Origin of the sequence: Ureibacillus sinduriensis BLB-1 = JCM 15800, assembly GCF_000772955.1 — a bacterium.
Classification (GTDB): Bacteria; Bacillota; Bacilli; order Bacillales_A; family Planococcaceae; genus Ureibacillus; species Ureibacillus sinduriensis.
Map to the genome: position 1 here is coordinate 69,285 of NZ_JPVO01000051.1, position 16,740 is coordinate 86,024.

Genomic DNA, 16,740 nt, shown 5'->3' on the forward strand with positions numbered 1-16,740 from the left:
TTACAATCCCCGTTTCCAGCGTGTACCTTGACGTGTATCTTCTAGAACGATATCCATCTTCAAAAGTTGGTCGCGAATTTCATCTGAACGGGCAAAATCACGGTTTTTTCGTGCCATATTACGTTCTTCGATTAATGCTTCAATTTCCTCATCCAGCAGTTCATCTTCCTCTAAGAACTTTATGCCCAGGACTTCGCCAAATGCATCGAATGTTTCGATGAACATTTTCAGCACACGTTCCTCTGTATTTGCTTCATTTAGGTAAGTATTCGCTATCCTTGCTAATTCAAACAGCGCAGAAATAGCATTTGCCGTATTGAAGTCATCATCCATTGCAATTTCAAATTGTTTTTTTACATCATCGATTGTATCCAAATATACTTCACCGTTATTAGAAAGATTCGCTGAAGCAGTTAATCGGTATTGTATATTAGAGTAAGCAGTACGAAGTCTTTCCAGTCCTGCTTGGGCAGACTCGACTAAATCCTGTGCAAAGTTGATAGGGTGTCGATAATGAACAGATAACATAAAGAACCTAAGTACCTGCGGGTTAATCTGCTGACGGATATCGTTTACTAATACAAAGTTCCCTAGAGATTTCGACATCTTCTCATTGTCTATATTAATATACCCATTGTGCATCCAGTAACGCGCAAATTCTTTTCCCGTGTAGGCTTCAGATTGAGCAATTTCGTTTTCGTGGTGAGGGAACGTTAAGTCTTGGCCTCCAGCATGTATATCGATTGTATCCCCCAAATGTTCACGGGCCATAACTGAACATTCAATATGCCATCCAGGACGACCCTCGCCAAAGGGACTTTCCCATTTAATTTCACCAGGCTTTGCGGCTTTCCAAAGGGCGAAATCCAAAGGATCCTCTTTCTTCTCACCCGCTTCTATTCGGGCACCTACTTTTAAATCATCGATCGGTTGGTGGGATAGCTTTCCGTACCCGTCAAACTTTCGTGTACGGTAATAGACATCTCCCTGTGATTCGTAAGCAAATCCCTTCTCAATCAAGACTCCGATAAAGTCAATAATATCCTGCATATGATTTGTTACACGGGGATGTACATCTGCTTTTTTGCAGCCTAGAGCCGTAATATCTTCAAAGTAGGCATTGATAAAGCGTTCCGTTAACTCGAAAACATCCTCCCCCAATTCATTCGCCGCTTTGATGATTTTGTCATCCACGTCTGTAAAGTTGGAAACGTATTTCACATCAAAACCCTTGTACTCGAAGTAGCGGCGAACCGTGTCATATACAATGACAGGACGGGCATTCCCGATATGGATAAAGTTATATACAGTCGGACCGCATACATACATTTTCACTTTTCCTTCTTCAAGGGGAATAAATGGTTCTTTTTGTCTCGTTAAGGTATTAAAAATTTGAATCGTCATTTCACTCTCTCCCTCTTCTAATTTAGCCTTTAGAATCATTAATCTGATCACTATGAAAGTTTGATTTCTTCCAAATAAAAAACGCCCCTATCTTTTCGCATGAAAAGACAGAGACGATCTTGATCGTGGTTCCACTCTGATTGAAAGCATTAGCAACCTTACCTAAATGCTTTCCACTCGAAAGTCCGATAACGGGGACGAATCGACTCGCCTACTAAATTTTCAGCTAAGTGCTCTAAGGTGCATTTCCATAAAACAGCGGCCTAGGTCACTTTCAGCCGGTGATGACCCTCTCTTTTGAAGCATGTTTTATGTACTTCTCCTTATCAACGCTTTTTTCTAGTTTCGATTTCAAATAACTACGAATTAAAGTAATTTCATTTTACAATAGGTTCACTAAAAGTCAATTGATTGGAATTGTTACTTTACGTATTTCTCAATACGGGCAATCGCTTTTTCTTTCCCGATTAAAGCGATGGCATCCGCTAATTCCGGTCCATGCGTTTGACCCGTTGTTACTACACGGATTGGCATGAACAAGTTTTTCCCTTTATGCCCAGTCTCTTTTTGTACTGCTTTGATTGCGGCTTTAATGGAAGGTGCATCAAAGCTATCAAGCGCCTCAAGCTGCCCTTTGAATGAAGCCATCACTTCCGGAATTTGTTCACCAGCCAACACTTCTTCAGCCGCTTCATCATATTGGATTTCTTCAGTAAAGAACTGTCCTGATAGCTCAACAATTTCTGCACCAAAACTCATTTGATTATGATAAAGGCTTATTAAAGCTGTCGCCCACACTTTCTGCTCTTCATTTAATTCCTCGGGAAGCAAGCCCGCCTTCTGTAGATGCGGCAAAGCTAATTCAACAACTTTTTCCAAAGGCAATTTTTTAATATATTGATTGTTCATCCATGTTAGTTTATTTTTATCGAACATGGATGGTGACTTAGAAAGTCGTTTTTCATCAAAAATTTCGATGAATTGTTCTTTATCAAAGATTTCTTCCTCTCCTTCTGGAGACCAGCCTAGAAGGGCGAAGAAGTTAAACATAGCTTCCGGCAAATAACCAAGCTCTTTATATTGTGTAACGAATTGGATGATAGATTCATCGCGCTTCGATAATTTCTTATGGTCTTCGTTCACGATTAATGTCATATGGCCATATTGTGGGTATTCCCAATCAAAGGCATCAAAAATCATCATCTGTTTTGGTGTATTTGATAGATGCTCTTCCCCACGGAATACATGTGTAATATCCATGAAATGGTCATCCAATACAACAGCGTAATTATACGTTGGTATTCCGTTCGCTTTTACAAGTACCCAGTCACCGATATCTTTTGATTCAAAAGTAACTTCACCACGTACTAAGTCTGTGAAACGGTAAGTTGTGTTTTCAGGCACACGCATACGGATCGTATGAGGAATACCCTGCGCTTCTTTTTCAGCGACTTCTTCTTTTGTTAAATGACGGCATTTCCCATCATAAGTAGGGGCTGCTACACCTTTTGCTCTTTGTGCTTCACGGGAAGCTTCCAATTCTTCTGAAGTACAGAAACATTTATAAGCAATTCCACGCTCCAATAAATCCTCGGCATGTTTTGTATAAACATCTAAACGTTCCATTTGGCGATAAGGTGCATATGGCCCACCAATATCAATCGATTCATCAGGTGTAATTCCTAACCAGCGTAAGTTATCGAGCTGAGACGCTTCTCCGCCCTCTACATTACGTTCGATATCTGTATCCTCAATACGAACGATAAATTTACCGTTGTGATGTTTTGCATATAAGTAGTTAAATAACGCCGTACGTGCGCCACCAATGTGTAAAAAACCAGTTGGACTCGGTGCATAACGAACGCGAACTTCCTTCGTCATAATAATTGCCTCCTACTATAGTTCAATAAGTTTGTTATATATATTGAGAAAACGGAAACTGCATCAATTCTCAAGTTAACTTTGTACATTTTAACACTCAAAGATGAGAATGAAAAGTTTGTCCGGAAAAGTGAGCGGACCAACCCGACCATATAGCTTTGTATCACTTGCACAAAGGTGTTATAGCAAGGTTTGGGCGAAAATGAGCTCTTTTTCCTTGAAGGCAACAGCGAAGTTGTCGAGACCTAACCGTCCTCGACACACATTAAAACCAATAATGGCATACCTTTAACTCCGGATTCATTCTACTCTTAAGTATCGTTCATTACTCTCTTTTGCAAAATATTTATTTCTTGATGAGTAGAATCGTTGCCATAGCGGCAATTCCTTCTTCACGGCCCGTGAAACCCAATTTTTCGGTTGTCGTTGCTTTTACATTTACTTGAGATGGGTCAGCTTTCAGGAGCTCTGCAATTCGATTGCGCATCGGTTCAATATACGGGGCCATTTTGGGGCGCTGCGCCATAATCGTGCAGTCCACATTGCCTAGCTTGTAGCCCTTATCCTCGACAATTTCCCAGATATACTCCAGCAGTTTTGCACTATCGGCATCCTTAAATGCGGGATCTGTATCCGGGAAATGATGACCGATATCCCCCTCACCAATCGCTCCCAATGCCGCATCTGTTACCGTATGCAACAACACATCTGCATCGGAATGTCCTAAAAGCCCTTTATCATGAGGGATTTCAATCCCCCCAATTATTAATGGGCGCCCCTCTGCGAATGCGTGTACATCAAAACCTTGTCCTACTCGAAACATAATACTCCTCCTAGTTGTTGCGTTGCTTTAATATCGCTTCACCAAATATTAAATCTTCGGCTGTTGTCATTTTTACATTTTCATAGGTACTTTCAACAATGTGTACTTGATGTCCCAAGCGTTCAACAAGCATTGCCTCATCCGTCCCCAAAAAGCCTTGTTTTTCTGCCACGTCTTCTGCATGCCGCAATAAATCGAAACGGAAGGCTTGTGGTGTCTGAATCATCCACAAGCTCTCCCGATCAACTGTTTCCATGATGATACCATCCCGCACTTTTTTCATTGTGTCCTTTGCTTTAACGCCGGCGATAACCGCTCCCTTTTCTTGGGCAACCTCCACCAAACGCGCAATGATTGGCTTTGTTATAAATGGTCTCGCTGCATCATGCACTAACACAATTTCTACTTGCTGCATTGCTTTAATACATGAATGGACCGAATGCTGCCGTTCTTTCCCGCCATTCGGAAGACCTTTCACTTTCGTGATGCGATAGCGTTCCAGCAAGGCTTGAATATACGCACGCTCTTCCGGCTTAACAGCAAGCCAAATACCCGTACAAGCATCATCGCTTTCAAACACTTCTAATGTATGGATTAAAATCGGCTTATTATTAAGCTGTAAAAATAATTTATTTTGCCCCGCACCCATCCGTTTTCCGCTTCCCGCTGCCGGGAGCACTACTTCATATTGCACAAATTCACTTCCCACTCTTTTAAAAACCGCGTTTTATCGATATTTTTAGCAACGGACATGTACCGTTGTTTTTACGTCTCTTTAAGCTACTTGTTCATCTTTTGGTCTGGCAAATATCATCCGTCCCGCCGATGTTTGCAGAACACTCGTCACCGTCACGGTAATCGCTTGACCGATATAGCTTCTTCCACCTTCCACAACAATCATCGTTCCGTCATCCAAATAGGCAACGCCTTGATTTTGTTCTTTTCCATCCTTAATAACAACCACCTGCATATCTTCTCCTGGGATGACAACAGGCTTCACGGCATTCGCCAGATCATTGATATTTAGTACTTGAACATGATGCAGATCACAAACCTTATTCAAATTAAAATCATTTGTTAAAATTTGGGCACCGATTTTCTTTGCAAGCCGCACTAACTTTAAATCTACTTCCTGCACATCCTCAAAATCTTCTTCCGATATTTGCACAGTCGTGACACGCTCGTCTTGTAGTTTTTTCAACATATCCAACCCTCTTCGACCACGGGTGCGTTTCAGTGTATCCGATGAATCGGCAATATGCTGCAATTCCGTCAGAACAAATTGTGGAACAATAAGAATTCCTTCAATAAACCCCGTCGAGGAGATGTCGGCTATTCGCCCATCAATAATAACGCTCGTATCCAACAATTTAAATACTTGCTTTTCTTCTGTTTGGATCAGAGAATCAACCGACTTCTTCTTTTGCCCTGGATTGGATTTCGTAAATATTTGGCCGAGTTCCTCACGTTTTGTAAACCCAACACGGAATCCTAAATAACCTAGTAAAATAGATAGTATGATTGGTAAAAACTCCGTGATGACTGGTATTTGGATTCTCTCAATCGCAAAACCAATCAGGAAAGCAACCGTTAACCCTACAATTAACCCAAGGGACCCAAATAAAAGGTCTGCAGCCGGTATTTTAAATAAAATCCCTTCCATCCAAACAACCAGCTTTACAAAATAATCCGATAAAGCAAAAGATAAAACGAATAACAAAATTGCACCCAATGCTACCGATACATATGGATTGTTAAGCCAGGGATTAGATGATAAATTAATAAACTCGTATAATGGCGGTAAGAAAACAAAACCTAACGCTCCTCCGATAAATAAGAAAGCAATTTGTATTACTCTTTTCAACATAAGTCCCACCTCCTTTTCTTATTATCAATTATACATAGTTCACCTGCTATTTTCGCTAAAAACACTTCACTATTTTTAAAATATTGGAAAATAATTGTTTGGTGTATATGATAAGATATGTTCTATTTCTACCCAAAATTAAAAGGAAAAATGCCCATACACCAAAATTGATTGTATAGGCATGTATTTTGCATATTGTTTAGGCAATATCCCTCACTATAAATCGTTAAAACAGGCTCTTAAAGCTTCATTTATAGATTCGATGCCAACTACTTGAATATCGCTCGGATAGTCCCAGCCCCCTTGGTTCGAAGCAGGAATAAACGCACGTTTAAATCCCAGTCTTGCCGCCTCCTGCACTCGTTGCTCAATCCTGGAGACACGGCGTACTTCCCCTGTTAAACCGACCTCTCCAATAAAGCAATCCGTCGATTTGACCGCCTGATCTTTAAAACTGGAGACAATGGAGGTTAGCACAGCTAGATCAATAGCTGGTTCATCAAGCTTTACACCACCGGCCACTTTAATGTAGGCATCCTGGGCTTGCAGCAACAGTCCCATTCGTTTTTCCAAGACAGCCATCAACAGCTGGACACGATTTTGATCCACTCCCGTAGACATGCGTTTCGGATAATTAAAGCTCGTTGGCGTCACAAGCGACTGGATTTCAACCAGTATCGGTCTTGTCCCTTCCATGGAAGCCACAATGGTCGAACCTGCTGCATCGTAGGAACGTTCCTCTAAAAACAGTTCCGAAGGATTGGATACTTCCTTCAATCCCGCCTGAACCATCTCAAAAATGGCAATTTCATTTGTTGACCCAAAACGATTTTTTACACTTCGTAAAATACGGTACGTATGATGTCGTTCCCCTTCAAAATACAAAACGGTATCCACCATATGTTCCAACAATCTAGGTCCGGCGATTTGCCCTTCTTTTGTCACATGACCGACCAAGAATATGGCGATTCCTTTTGTTTTAGCGATACGCATCAGCTCTGCAGTACATTCGCGAACTTGAGAAACACTGCCGGGCGCACTAGTCACTTCCGGGTGGTGGATTGTTTGTATGGAGTCGATAATAACAAACTTCGGCCCGACTTCTTCGATTGTTTGGTTAATCAATTCCAGGTTAGTTTCGGAGTATATATAGAGCTCTGGCGATTGCACTCCCAACCTGGATGCACGAAGCTTTGTTTGACGCATTGATTCTTCACCGGATATGTACAAAACACGTTGACCTTTATTTGATAAAAGAGCCGATACTTGCATTAATAAAGTTGATTTGCCGATGCCGGGATCTCCCCCTATCAAAACGAGTGAACCCGGAACGATCCCTCCTCCCAGAACTCGATTCAGCTCCTCCATCTCAGTTGGAATGCGTGGTTCATCCGTAGTTTCGATATTTACAATCGGCATCGCCTTTTGGGAAGTGGTATTTGAATGCTGGAAAGCACCACGTGGCCCCTTTGTAACGACTTCCACTTCCTCCACCATACTATTCCACGCGCCGCAGCCAGGGCAGCGGCCCATCCATTTTGGAGATTCATAGCCACATGAATTGCAACAAAACTTTGATTTTTTTTTCGCCATCTTGACCCTCCTTTGAAATAATTCTTTAGTTAATTGTACATGACAACTTTGTATCCTCCTAATATATAAGCAGCGATCGAGTCATTTTAAAAAAGCAAAGCAAATCTCTACTATCCACACTATAAAGAAAAGCGGTTGACCGTTTCATCGGTCAACCGCTCTGAATTCAAATTATTTAGTTAGCACAGCACTTTTCGGCAGCACGATAAATTCATTATCAGCATAATCAATTACGACGCTTTGGCCTGTGCTGATTGTACCTTTCAACACTTCCTCAGATAGACGGTCTTCAACATGTTTTTGCAGCGCGCGGCGTAATGGGCGTGCACCATATTGTGGATCGTATCCTTCTTCCGCAATTTTCTCAAGCGCAGCTTCTGTTAGCTCCAGCTCGATATTTTGCTCTCTTAGGCGGTTAGTAAGAGATTTGGCCATCAATGCGATGATTTGTTTTAATTCATCTTTTTCCAGAGAGTGGAACACAATCATTTCATCGATACGGTTTAAGAACTCCGGACGGAATGCTTTTTTCAACTCTTCAAGCATTGTACCTTTCATATCTTTGTATTTCGTTGATGCCCCATTAGCGGCCACACCAAAGCCGAGTGACTTTTGATATTTAAGTGCATCGGCACCGACGTTGGATGTCATAATGACTACTGTATTACGGAAATCCACAGTACGGCCTTTGGAATCTGTTAAACGACCATCATCCAAAACTTGAAGTAGAATATTGAACACATCCGGATGTGCCTTTTCTATTTCATCAAGCAATACAACAGAATAAGGTTTTCGGCGAACTTTTTCCGTTAACTGGCCACCTTCGTCAAACCCTACATAACCTGGAGGTGAACCAACTAAACGGGAAGTTGAATGTTTTTCCATGTACTCGGACATATCAATTCGAATCATGGCGTCCTCGTCACCAAACATTACCTCAGCAAGCGCACGAGCAAGTTCCGTTTTCCCTACCCCTGTTGGTCCAAGGAAGATGAATGAACCGATCGGGCGTTTCGGATCTTTAAGCCCTGCACGAGCACGGCGGATTGCACGGGAGATTGCTTCCACAGCTTCGCCTTGGCCAACGACGCGTTTGTGTAATTCTTCTTCAAGGTTAAGAAGTTTTGCCGACTCTTCTTGGGCAATTTTTGAAACAGGAATCCCAGTCCACATCGAGACCACTATTGCGATGTCTTCTACAGTAACTTGAGACTCTTCTTTACCTTGTTTCTCTTTCCACGTTTTCTTTGTTGACTCTAATTCATCTTTAATTTTTTGCTCCGTATCTCTTAAAGCAGCAGCTTTTTCAAACTCTTGGCTAGATACAGCTGCATTTTTTTCAGAGCGAACACCTTCCAATTTATCTTCTAAAGCCTTTAAATTTGGTGGGACCGTGAATGAACGTAAGCGTACTTTTGAGCCGGCCTCATCAATCAGGTCAATCGCTTTATCCGGCAAGAAGCGATCTGAAATGTAACGATCGGATAATTTTGCTGCCGCCTCAACCGCTTCATCTGTAATTTTCACACGGTGATGCGCTTCATATCGATCACGTAAGCCTTTAATGATTTGGATTGTTTCATCCACAGATGGTTCATCTACTTGGATTGGCTGGAAACGTCGCTCCAGGGCAGCATCTTTTTCGATATATTTTCGGTACTCATCCAATGTTGTTGCACCGATACATTGTAGTTCACCCCGTGCCAAAGAAGGTTTTAGAATGTTGGAAGCATCGATTGCCCCTTCAGCACCACCGGCACCAATCAATGTGTGCAGCTCGTCAATAAATAGAATCACGTTCCCTGCTTGACGAATTTCATCCATCACTTTTTTCAAGCGGTCTTCAAACTCACCACGATATTTCGTTCCAGCTACAACCGTACCCATATCCAATGTCATCACTCGTTTATCACGAAGCGTTTCAGGCACTTCATTGTTTACGATTTGCTGCGCCAGTCCTTCTGCTATTGCCGTTTTTCCGACCCCAGGTTCACCAATTAGGACAGGGTTGTTTTTTGTACGGCGTGAAAGTACTTCGATTACACGAGTAATTTCTTTACTGCGTCCAATTACAGGATCCAATGAACCTTCACGGGCAATCGCTGTTAAGTCTCGAGCCAACCCGTCCAATGTCGGTGTGTTCACTGATTGTGTAGGGTTACTCGCATTTTGGGCTGCATCATTGTTCCCAAGCAATAAAAGCACTTGTTGACGCGCTTTGTTTAGGCTCACCCCAGCATTAGCCAGCACTCGAGCCGCAACTCCTTCTCCTTCACGAATCAAAGCAAGCAAGATATGCTCTGTCCCGATATAAGCGTGGCCTAGTTTTCTGGACTCGTCTACCGATAGTTCAATCACTTTTTTCGCTCTCGGCGTATAATGAACAATCGGGCCAACATCCTTTGCCCCTTTTCCAACAAGTTCTTCGATTCCTGATTCAATAATTTGCGGGCTTACATCAATTGCTTCCAATGCTTTGGCTGCAATCCCCCCACCTTCACGAATAAGGCCAAGTAAAATATGTTCAGTTCCAATGGACTCGTGTTTCCAGCGAATAGCTTCTTCTTGTGCTAATTGCAGTACTTTTTGTGCACGTTGAGTAAAACGGTTAAACATCATATCTTTCCTCTCCTTTTTCCTTTATCATTTGATTATTTAAATTCAGCTTCTCACGCAGCAGTTTCGCTCTATACATATCCCGTTCGCCCGCTTGAAGAGTTGTACCTGCATATTGTTGTACAAAACCTTGTTGTATAAGGATCATGCATTCATTCAATACATTTAAATGCACTTCTTTAATGATGCCCATATCCACTCCGAGGCGAACGTTTGATAAACAAGCAGCAGCTTCTTCGCTCGTCATGATCCGTGCATACTTAAGGTTTCCTAACGAACGATTAAAGCGGTCTTCTAATATTATTCGAGAATTTTTCAATAATGCCTCCCGAGCCCCGCGTTCATTTTTAATAATTTGTAATGCGACCTCTTGCAAGTCCTTTAAGATTTCCTCTTCCGACTTCCCTAAAGTTATTTGATTGGATATTTGGTATATATTCCCCAGATTTTCACTGCCTTCTCCGTATATACCCCTAACAACCATTCCTAATCGTGCAAGCATCTGGGTAACCACTTTTATTTGCTTCGACATGGTTAAAGCCGGCAAATGCATCATGACCGATGCCCTGAGTCCTGTTCCAACATTCGTTGGGCAGCTTGTTAAGTAACCAAATGATTCATTAAATGCATAGGGCAAATGTTCTTCCAACTTACTATCAAGTTTAGAGGCATCCGCATAGGTTTCTGCAAGCTGCAGCCCTGGTGCCAAGCATTGAATCCGTAAGTGGTCTTCTTCGTTAACCATAATGCTTATTGTTTCATCATTTGATAGATGGACGGAAGCGGACTTTTCCTTTTTGGCTAGAAGCGGACTAATCAGATGTTTTTCAACCAGGACTTGCCGTTGCAAGGCAGGCATTTCCTTAACGGTAAAATGTGAAAATCGATGTTCATCATTCTGGATTGACTGTAACGCTTCTTTAATCATTACATCAATCTGATGTGCCTCATTTTCTGTAAAACTTAGAGGGAAACGATATCCATCTAGATTTCTTGCCAATCGAATGCGTGTGCTTAATACGATATCTGCATCAAGTCCTTTTACATCCATCCAACCTGGTGCCTCACCTTTTAAAAAATGTTCTAAATTCATGGTGCATCCACACCCCCACGTTCCAACTTTCTCTCCAGCTCCCTAATCTCATCACGCAATTCGGCGGCATCTTCAAAACGCTCCTCATGAATGGCAAGTTGCAACTGTTCACGGGTGGAATCGATTTGCTTTTTGATCCACTCGTTGTGATGATTCGGTTTGCCGGGGGCCTTCCCACTATGTGTTGTCCCCGCCTGTATTTTTGATAGAACTAACGGAAGTTGTTTTCCAAAGGTTTCATAACATTGTGGACAACCAAGCTTTCCTTCATTCAAAAATTTACGGAACGTAAATCCACAAGTCGGGCATTGATCACTTTTCTTAGGTGTTGATGGCGCCTTTTCCTGTGCTCCGCTATTCCACACCGGCAATCCAAATAAGTTAGAAACAAGTTGATGAATCGGAATTTGTTCTTCCTTGTGAAAATCTAAATTAAAAGGATGAAAACTTTGTGCACATACTTCACAATAATGTTTTTCACTTTTTTGGCCATTTACTACTTGTGTAACTGTTACTGTTGCAAGCCGCTCTTTACAGTGTTCACAATTCATGACCTCACCCCTTTTTTGAAATGTTATTAGAGAAATTTATAACGAGTTTTAAAGGTTCACTCTTCATTTATTTATCATACTTTAATGTGGTCAACATCGATTTTAGTATATAGGCCCTTAACTCATCCCTGATCGGTAATTGCAATCGAAGTGTGGACCTATCGATTGCAGCAAGCATTAGTTTCGCTTCACGTTTTGAAATAACTTGTTCATCGATTAAACGATAAATAATATCTTCTGCCATTGCCTGTGTCGCACCATGATGGATTTGGCTTATCATATCCTCCAGCAAATCCATTTTGGAGTGGGCTTTAACACGAAGGATTCGAATATAGCCTCCGCCTCCTCGTTTACTTTCAACAAGATAACCTCTTTCAACAGTAAATCTTGTATTGATCACATAATTGATTTGGGAAGGCACACATTGGAACTTATCTGCCAACTCGCTTCGTTTAATCTCGATATGATCTTGACCACCTAATTCGATAACTTGTTTCAAATAACCTTCAATGATGTCAGATATATTTCTCATTTTTATTCCTCACCCCAATCGCTTACTGACTTTGACTATCTTTGACTATATTATATAAACATCAATATTAAAATGCAAATCAAATGCCTCTGCTTTTTCAAAACAAAAAGGCGGCCTCATACTGAATCGAGACCACCTCTTATATATACTCACCAAGAACATCGCGATTAAGAAATAGCCCAAAAAGTATTTAACAATTACTTTTGGTTCACTTCTAAGTATGATGTTACTTTCTTCAATCTAAACCCTACTATTTACAATTCCTATACTTAAACCCAACGACCGACAATCGGATAATTCCATCGCTCGTCAATAAGTGCTTTTACAATTCCTATAATCGGAACAATAATTGTCATGATTCCAAAAACAATTAAAAACGGGATTCCAATTAAAATTACACTTAGGAAGCTTGAAATTAGAATTAAAACCCACATGACCGCCTGGAATAATAAAGCCTGAATCGAAAGTCGCTTTATTTCCTCTTCCGAGCTTAATAAGAAGAACAAAATTGGTACCAGAACCGGCAGGAAAAATGCACTAGCATGTATAATTACCTTGCCCCATTTGCTTTCCATCTATCGATCAACCTTTCTTTTACATAGTCATTTTTGTATATAGTACTTTTACGGCTAAATCTAAAAATGGTTTCAAATTAACTTTGTTTTTTTAGGAATCTATGATGGCCAACAAAAAAACCCGCATAAACACATGCGGGCACAGACTGTTGACAAACGCTTTCATCCTGCGTTGGTTGTCTGCCTAGTTTTTCAAGATAGTCCGGGCACCTTCATTAAAGGGATACCTAAATAGCGTATGGACAAAGTCAAATATCGACTACGCCTACTACTCTCGGGACTTGTATAAAAATACGGGCATCGTTATTTAAAGTCTTTTTTCTTTGTTCCCACCGGCTTCGGATCTGGCTTTTTTTCATCGTCGTGCGGGAATAGAATATAAGCAATGAATCCAGAGAAAAGCGTTGCAATGACCACGAGCAAAACGCCATCCCTTGTTGAAACCTCTTGAAAGTAATTTTTTAACATCATTATCGCCCCAACACAAACAATCACCATCGATGGAATGACAAATTTAAACCGGCGTTTCTCCATTCTCAAACTTCCTTTACTATTTTTAATCTATATTACATTTGACATTTCTTCGTTATCCGAACACCTCGTATTTTACATGGGATAAATTTAAAATACAAATTGAGGTACATTCATTAATCAAATAAATGATTATTCAATATATTAATCTCAAATCTTTGTGGCATATGTCAACATACTTAATGTATCATGGATATAAAGTATCATTACATATAATAGTAGAACGGAGAATATAATGTCTATCTTTAGAAAGAATCTACAAAAACGTAATTCCCATTACTTCGAAGTAGATAAATACATAAATGATGTTCAATTAAATCTTTCTGCCCACCCTGTTTTAATGGATCAACTTCAACTGATCAACCTAACAAAGGAAGATTTAGCGATATTAAAACAGCTGAAACCTTTTACAGAACAATTTATTCCGGAAATGGTCAACCAATTTTACGATGTGCTGATGAAGAGCCCTCATCTCATGGGTATTATTAATCAGCATTCGAAAATTGAACGGCTGAAAGTAAAATTATCAAAACATTTATCTGAAATTTTCGACAGCAAGATTGATGATGATTATATAAAACGGAGAACTACGATCGCTGCCACCCATGTACGCATTGGATTGGAGTCGGAATGGTATTTAAGCGCGTTCCAATCCCTGACGACCGCTTTTACAAATTTTATTAGTGAGCTGGATCTTTCGAAAGACGATTCTCTAAAGGCGATCAATGCTTTCTCTAAAATTATCAATTTTGAACAGCAACTAGTTATCAAAGCCTATGAAGCCGAGCAGCAAAGGATCCGTATGGAAGATGAGGCAATCAAAAATGCAATCCTCTCCACAGTTCAAAATACTGCGGCCGAATTAAATGCGATCAGTCAAGAAACGACAGCTTCTCTATATGGCATTTCTTCACAATCAGGAAGTATTGCAACAGCTACAAATCAAGGATTGGATTTCGTTGCGGATACGGAGGATAAATCGAAGCTCGGAAAAACTCAGTTAGAAACACAAACCCAGTTGATGCATGTAATTTTGGAAAGTGTAGATACGCTCGAAAAGTCTATGAGCAATTTACGTATTTCATCTCAAAAAATCTCCGAAATTGTCGCACTTGTAACAGGGATTGCGGACCAGACAAATTTATTGGCATTAAATGCATCCATTGAAGCTGCACGTGCCGGAGAGCATGGGAAGGGCTTTGCGGTAGTGGCGGAGGAAGTGAGAAAATTAGCGGAAGAAACGAAAAGCGCAGTTTCAAACGTTTCTCATTTAATCCATGAAACAGAGTCAAACATTGAAAGTATGACTACCTCAGTCAATAACGTTGATGTTCAAGTACAAAGAAGTGTGCAAACCCAGCAAAGCTTGGAAGAATCTTTTAACTCGATCGCAAAAGCAGTCTCTGGTATTAAAGAACAATATACAAATACAACAACAGATATCACGAAGATTTCACAATTGATCAACGGATTAACAGACAGCGCATCACAAGTCTCCTCTTCATCAGACTCTTTGCTTAGCGTTGTACATGAATTAACCGATTAATAATGGCTCTATCGTTTAATAAAATGAACCTTCTCCAATCCGATACGAGGATTGGGAAGGTTCTCTCTTTTATTCAAGGTTTTCCAATAATCTTCTACGTTCCAGCGTACTTTGCCTTTTGGCTTTCCGCAATTCCCTGCGAGTCGTTCCCGTTTCAAAAAGCTGGCGTTCCCGTTCTGTTTCAGGATAGACTTTCGGGACTTGTATAGGCTTTCCGGATTCATCAACTGCCACCATTGTGACAAATGATTCTGTAGTAAGTTTAAGTTCACCCGTTTTAATGTTTTGTGCCATCACACGGACGTAAACTTCCATCGAAGAACGCCCTGTCGATGTAACCATGGCTTCTAATTCTAGAATGTCCCCAGCGTAAGCGGGAGATATAAAGTCAACGGAGTCAAAGGAAGCTGTTACTACCTCGGATTTTGCATGCTTCATAGAGGTGATGGCTGCAATCTCATCGATATAAGCCAATACTTTTCCTCCGAATATGGAATGATGATGATTTGTATCTGGCGGTAATACAAGGTGTGTCTTAAAAGAACGAGAATAACTTATCGGCACTTCATTTGTCATATTGACCCTCCACTGCTCCTCTTCGGTGATATCAAAATTATATTTGCACTTAAAACTATTGTATCACTATAATGTAGTACTCACTCTTATGTAGAGTATCCTATTAATTAAAAAAGTCAATCACCTCAGAAATTCCAGATGGGAAAACCGGGCCAATATCTAAAACAAATTCGACGAGATCAAATAATTCAATTATGTTCGTTAAGGATGTAATATCAATTAAATTTTGGACTTCAAGGGCATCTTTTACAATTTTTTGAATCGCAACAATTAATGCATAGTCTTTTCCGTTATTGAAAATTTTTTCTTTAATCAAATGATGGTATAGAGATGAAATTTCATCCATTTTCGATTCTTCCGTTGCAGCCAAGGCCAGCACACCCAAATAAGGATAATGAAGCTTTCTTACTTTTACTCCACGTTCCAGTAGTTCCTCCCTTAGCTTCACCACGTATTGCAGCAGCAACTTATTGTAGTCCGAACTATAGACCGTCATGATCTGGGCTAACGCTTGAAGATGATTGCCCATCGTAAAATGGTTACTCCTCAAATCATTGTAATATTTCAGAATTGTATCCGCCTGTTTCTTTGGCTGTTCATTCGAATCGGTAGTCAGAAAAACCGCATAAGGAATATCTTCTTTGGACGTGAGGATACGTTGGTTTCGGTTCATTTCATCAAACAATCTCTTCGCTCTTTGTGCGTGTTCCAACTGATTTTGTTGTAAAAACAATGCCCCTATAATACGATGTGCCGATTTTTTAAATCTCGCCTGATTCAACATTCCGTCCTTCACTATTATATTTTGAACTTCCTTTTCCATATCCTCGTGCCAAAGGAGATGGTAGGCGAGTTTATAACCCGTTCTTAATTCCAACTGTACCGGCAAAGAGTTTTTGCCCTTGTTTCGAATCCTCTCCAAGACCTTTTCCAATGCGACCCCGCTAAATTGCCTTTTAGCGAGTGTGTATTTGCTAGCAAGAGAAAGCATTAACTGAAGATCTTGACCACCAGTATAATTAAAAATACGATTATAATTATCTATAAACGCCTTTATAAATTGGTCATCTTTCATAAAAAAATCACTCCCTTCTTTTTCTACGCCGAATGGGTTAAATAGTTTCAAAAAGAAAAGCCTTTCGCTAGTAAATT

General features: G+C 40.5%; 15 protein-coding genes and 1 other annotated feature. Of the genes, 1 reads left to right on the forward strand and 14 read right to left on the reverse strand.

The genetic code is table 11. From position 1 onward, the window contains the following. The 12 genes from cysS to CD33_RS11020 form a co-directional block, all read right to left on the reverse strand. Entirely contained in the window at positions 1 to 1,404 is a 1,404-nt protein-coding gene (gene cysS, locus CD33_RS10965; protein WP_036200784.1) for a cysteine--tRNA ligase, read from the reverse strand. A 106-nt stretch (positions 1,405 to 1,510) separates the two neighbouring features. Then, positions 1,511 to 1,743: a binding site (T-box leader), on the reverse strand. Between the two features lie 81 nt (positions 1,744 to 1,824). Then, positions 1,825 to 3,285 carry a glutamate--tRNA ligase gene (gene gltX / locus CD33_RS10970; RefSeq protein ID WP_036200785.1) on the reverse strand — a complete coding sequence of 487 codons (1,461 nt, stop codon included), beginning with the start codon at positions 3,283 to 3,285 and terminating at the stop codon, positions 1,825 to 1,827. A 346-nt stretch (positions 3,286 to 3,631) separates the two neighbouring features. After that, the gene (ispF, locus tag CD33_RS10975) at positions 3,632 to 4,108 is read right to left on the reverse strand and encodes a 2-C-methyl-D-erythritol 2,4-cyclodiphosphate synthase (protein ID WP_036200788.1); all 477 of its coding nucleotides are present in this window, start codon (positions 4,106 to 4,108) and stop codon (positions 3,632 to 3,634) included. 10 nt (positions 4,109 to 4,118) lie between these two features. Next, a complete protein-coding gene (gene ispD, locus CD33_RS10980; RefSeq protein WP_036200789.1) occupies positions 4,119 to 4,802 on the reverse strand; it encodes a 2-C-methyl-D-erythritol 4-phosphate cytidylyltransferase in 684 nt (227 codons plus the stop codon). Between the two features lie 81 nt (positions 4,803 to 4,883). After that, positions 4,884 to 5,975 carry a PIN/TRAM domain-containing protein gene (locus CD33_RS10985; RefSeq protein WP_036200791.1) on the reverse strand — a complete coding sequence of 364 codons (1,092 nt, stop codon included), beginning with the start codon at positions 5,973 to 5,975 and terminating at the stop codon, positions 4,884 to 4,886. Between the two features lie 216 nt (positions 5,976 to 6,191). Further along, positions 6,192 to 7,568: a DNA repair protein RadA gene (gene radA, locus CD33_RS10990; RefSeq protein ID WP_036200793.1), complete on the reverse strand. Its 1,377-nt coding sequence runs from the start codon at positions 7,566 to 7,568 to the stop codon at positions 6,192 to 6,194. A gap of 171 nt (positions 7,569 to 7,739) precedes the next feature. Next, positions 7,740 to 10,187 carry an ATP-dependent Clp protease ATP-binding subunit gene (locus CD33_RS10995; protein ID WP_036200795.1) on the reverse strand — a complete coding sequence of 816 codons (2,448 nt, stop codon included), beginning with the start codon at positions 10,185 to 10,187 and terminating at the stop codon, positions 7,740 to 7,742. Beyond that, the gene (mcsB, locus tag CD33_RS11000) at positions 10,177 to 11,277 is read right to left on the reverse strand and encodes a protein-arginine kinase McsB (RefSeq protein ID WP_036200797.1); all 1,101 of its coding nucleotides are present in this window, start codon (positions 11,275 to 11,277) and stop codon (positions 10,177 to 10,179) included. Before mcsB ends, CD33_RS10995 begins: the two co-directional genes overlap by 11 nt. Further along, entirely contained in the window at positions 11,274 to 11,828 is a 555-nt protein-coding gene (locus tag CD33_RS11005) for a UvrB/UvrC motif-containing protein (RefSeq protein ID WP_036200799.1), read from the reverse strand. Before CD33_RS11005 ends, mcsB begins: the two co-directional genes overlap by 4 nt. A gap of 67 nt (positions 11,829 to 11,895) precedes the next feature. After that, positions 11,896 to 12,360 carry a CtsR family transcriptional regulator gene (locus CD33_RS11010; protein ID WP_036200802.1) on the reverse strand — a complete coding sequence of 155 codons (465 nt, stop codon included), beginning with the start codon at positions 12,358 to 12,360 and terminating at the stop codon, positions 11,896 to 11,898. A gap of 269 nt (positions 12,361 to 12,629) precedes the next feature. Further along, positions 12,630 to 12,935 (reverse strand): DUF4870 domain-containing protein, encoded by a 306-nt coding sequence (locus CD33_RS11015; protein WP_036200803.1) that lies wholly within the window; start codon positions 12,933 to 12,935, stop codon positions 12,630 to 12,632. A 303-nt stretch (positions 12,936 to 13,238) separates the two neighbouring features. Further along, positions 13,239 to 13,469, reverse strand: a complete 231-nt coding sequence (locus tag CD33_RS11020; protein ID WP_036200805.1) for a hypothetical protein — start codon at positions 13,467 to 13,469, stop codon at positions 13,239 to 13,241. Positions 13,470 to 13,701: 232 nt separating this feature from the next. On the opposite strand from CD33_RS11020, the gene CD33_RS11025 reads away from it, so the two are divergent. Then, positions 13,702 to 15,012 carry a globin-coupled sensor protein gene (locus CD33_RS11025; protein ID WP_036200807.1) on the forward strand — a complete coding sequence of 437 codons (1,311 nt, stop codon included), beginning with the start codon at positions 13,702 to 13,704 and terminating at the stop codon, positions 15,010 to 15,012. 69 nt (positions 15,013 to 15,081) lie between these two features. Here CD33_RS11025 and CD33_RS11030 read toward each other — a convergent pair whose 3' ends face one another. Together CD33_RS11030 and CD33_RS11035 are read right to left on the reverse strand one after the other, a co-directional pair. Next, positions 15,082 to 15,588 carry an acyl-CoA thioesterase gene (locus tag CD33_RS11030; protein ID WP_036200809.1) on the reverse strand — a complete coding sequence of 169 codons (507 nt, stop codon included), beginning with the start codon at positions 15,586 to 15,588 and terminating at the stop codon, positions 15,082 to 15,084. A gap of 103 nt (positions 15,589 to 15,691) precedes the next feature. Beyond that, positions 15,692 to 16,663, reverse strand: a complete 972-nt coding sequence (locus CD33_RS11035; RefSeq protein ID WP_140422959.1) for a DUF4003 family protein — start codon at positions 16,661 to 16,663, stop codon at positions 15,692 to 15,694. Positions 16,664 to 16,740: the final 77 nt, after the last annotated feature.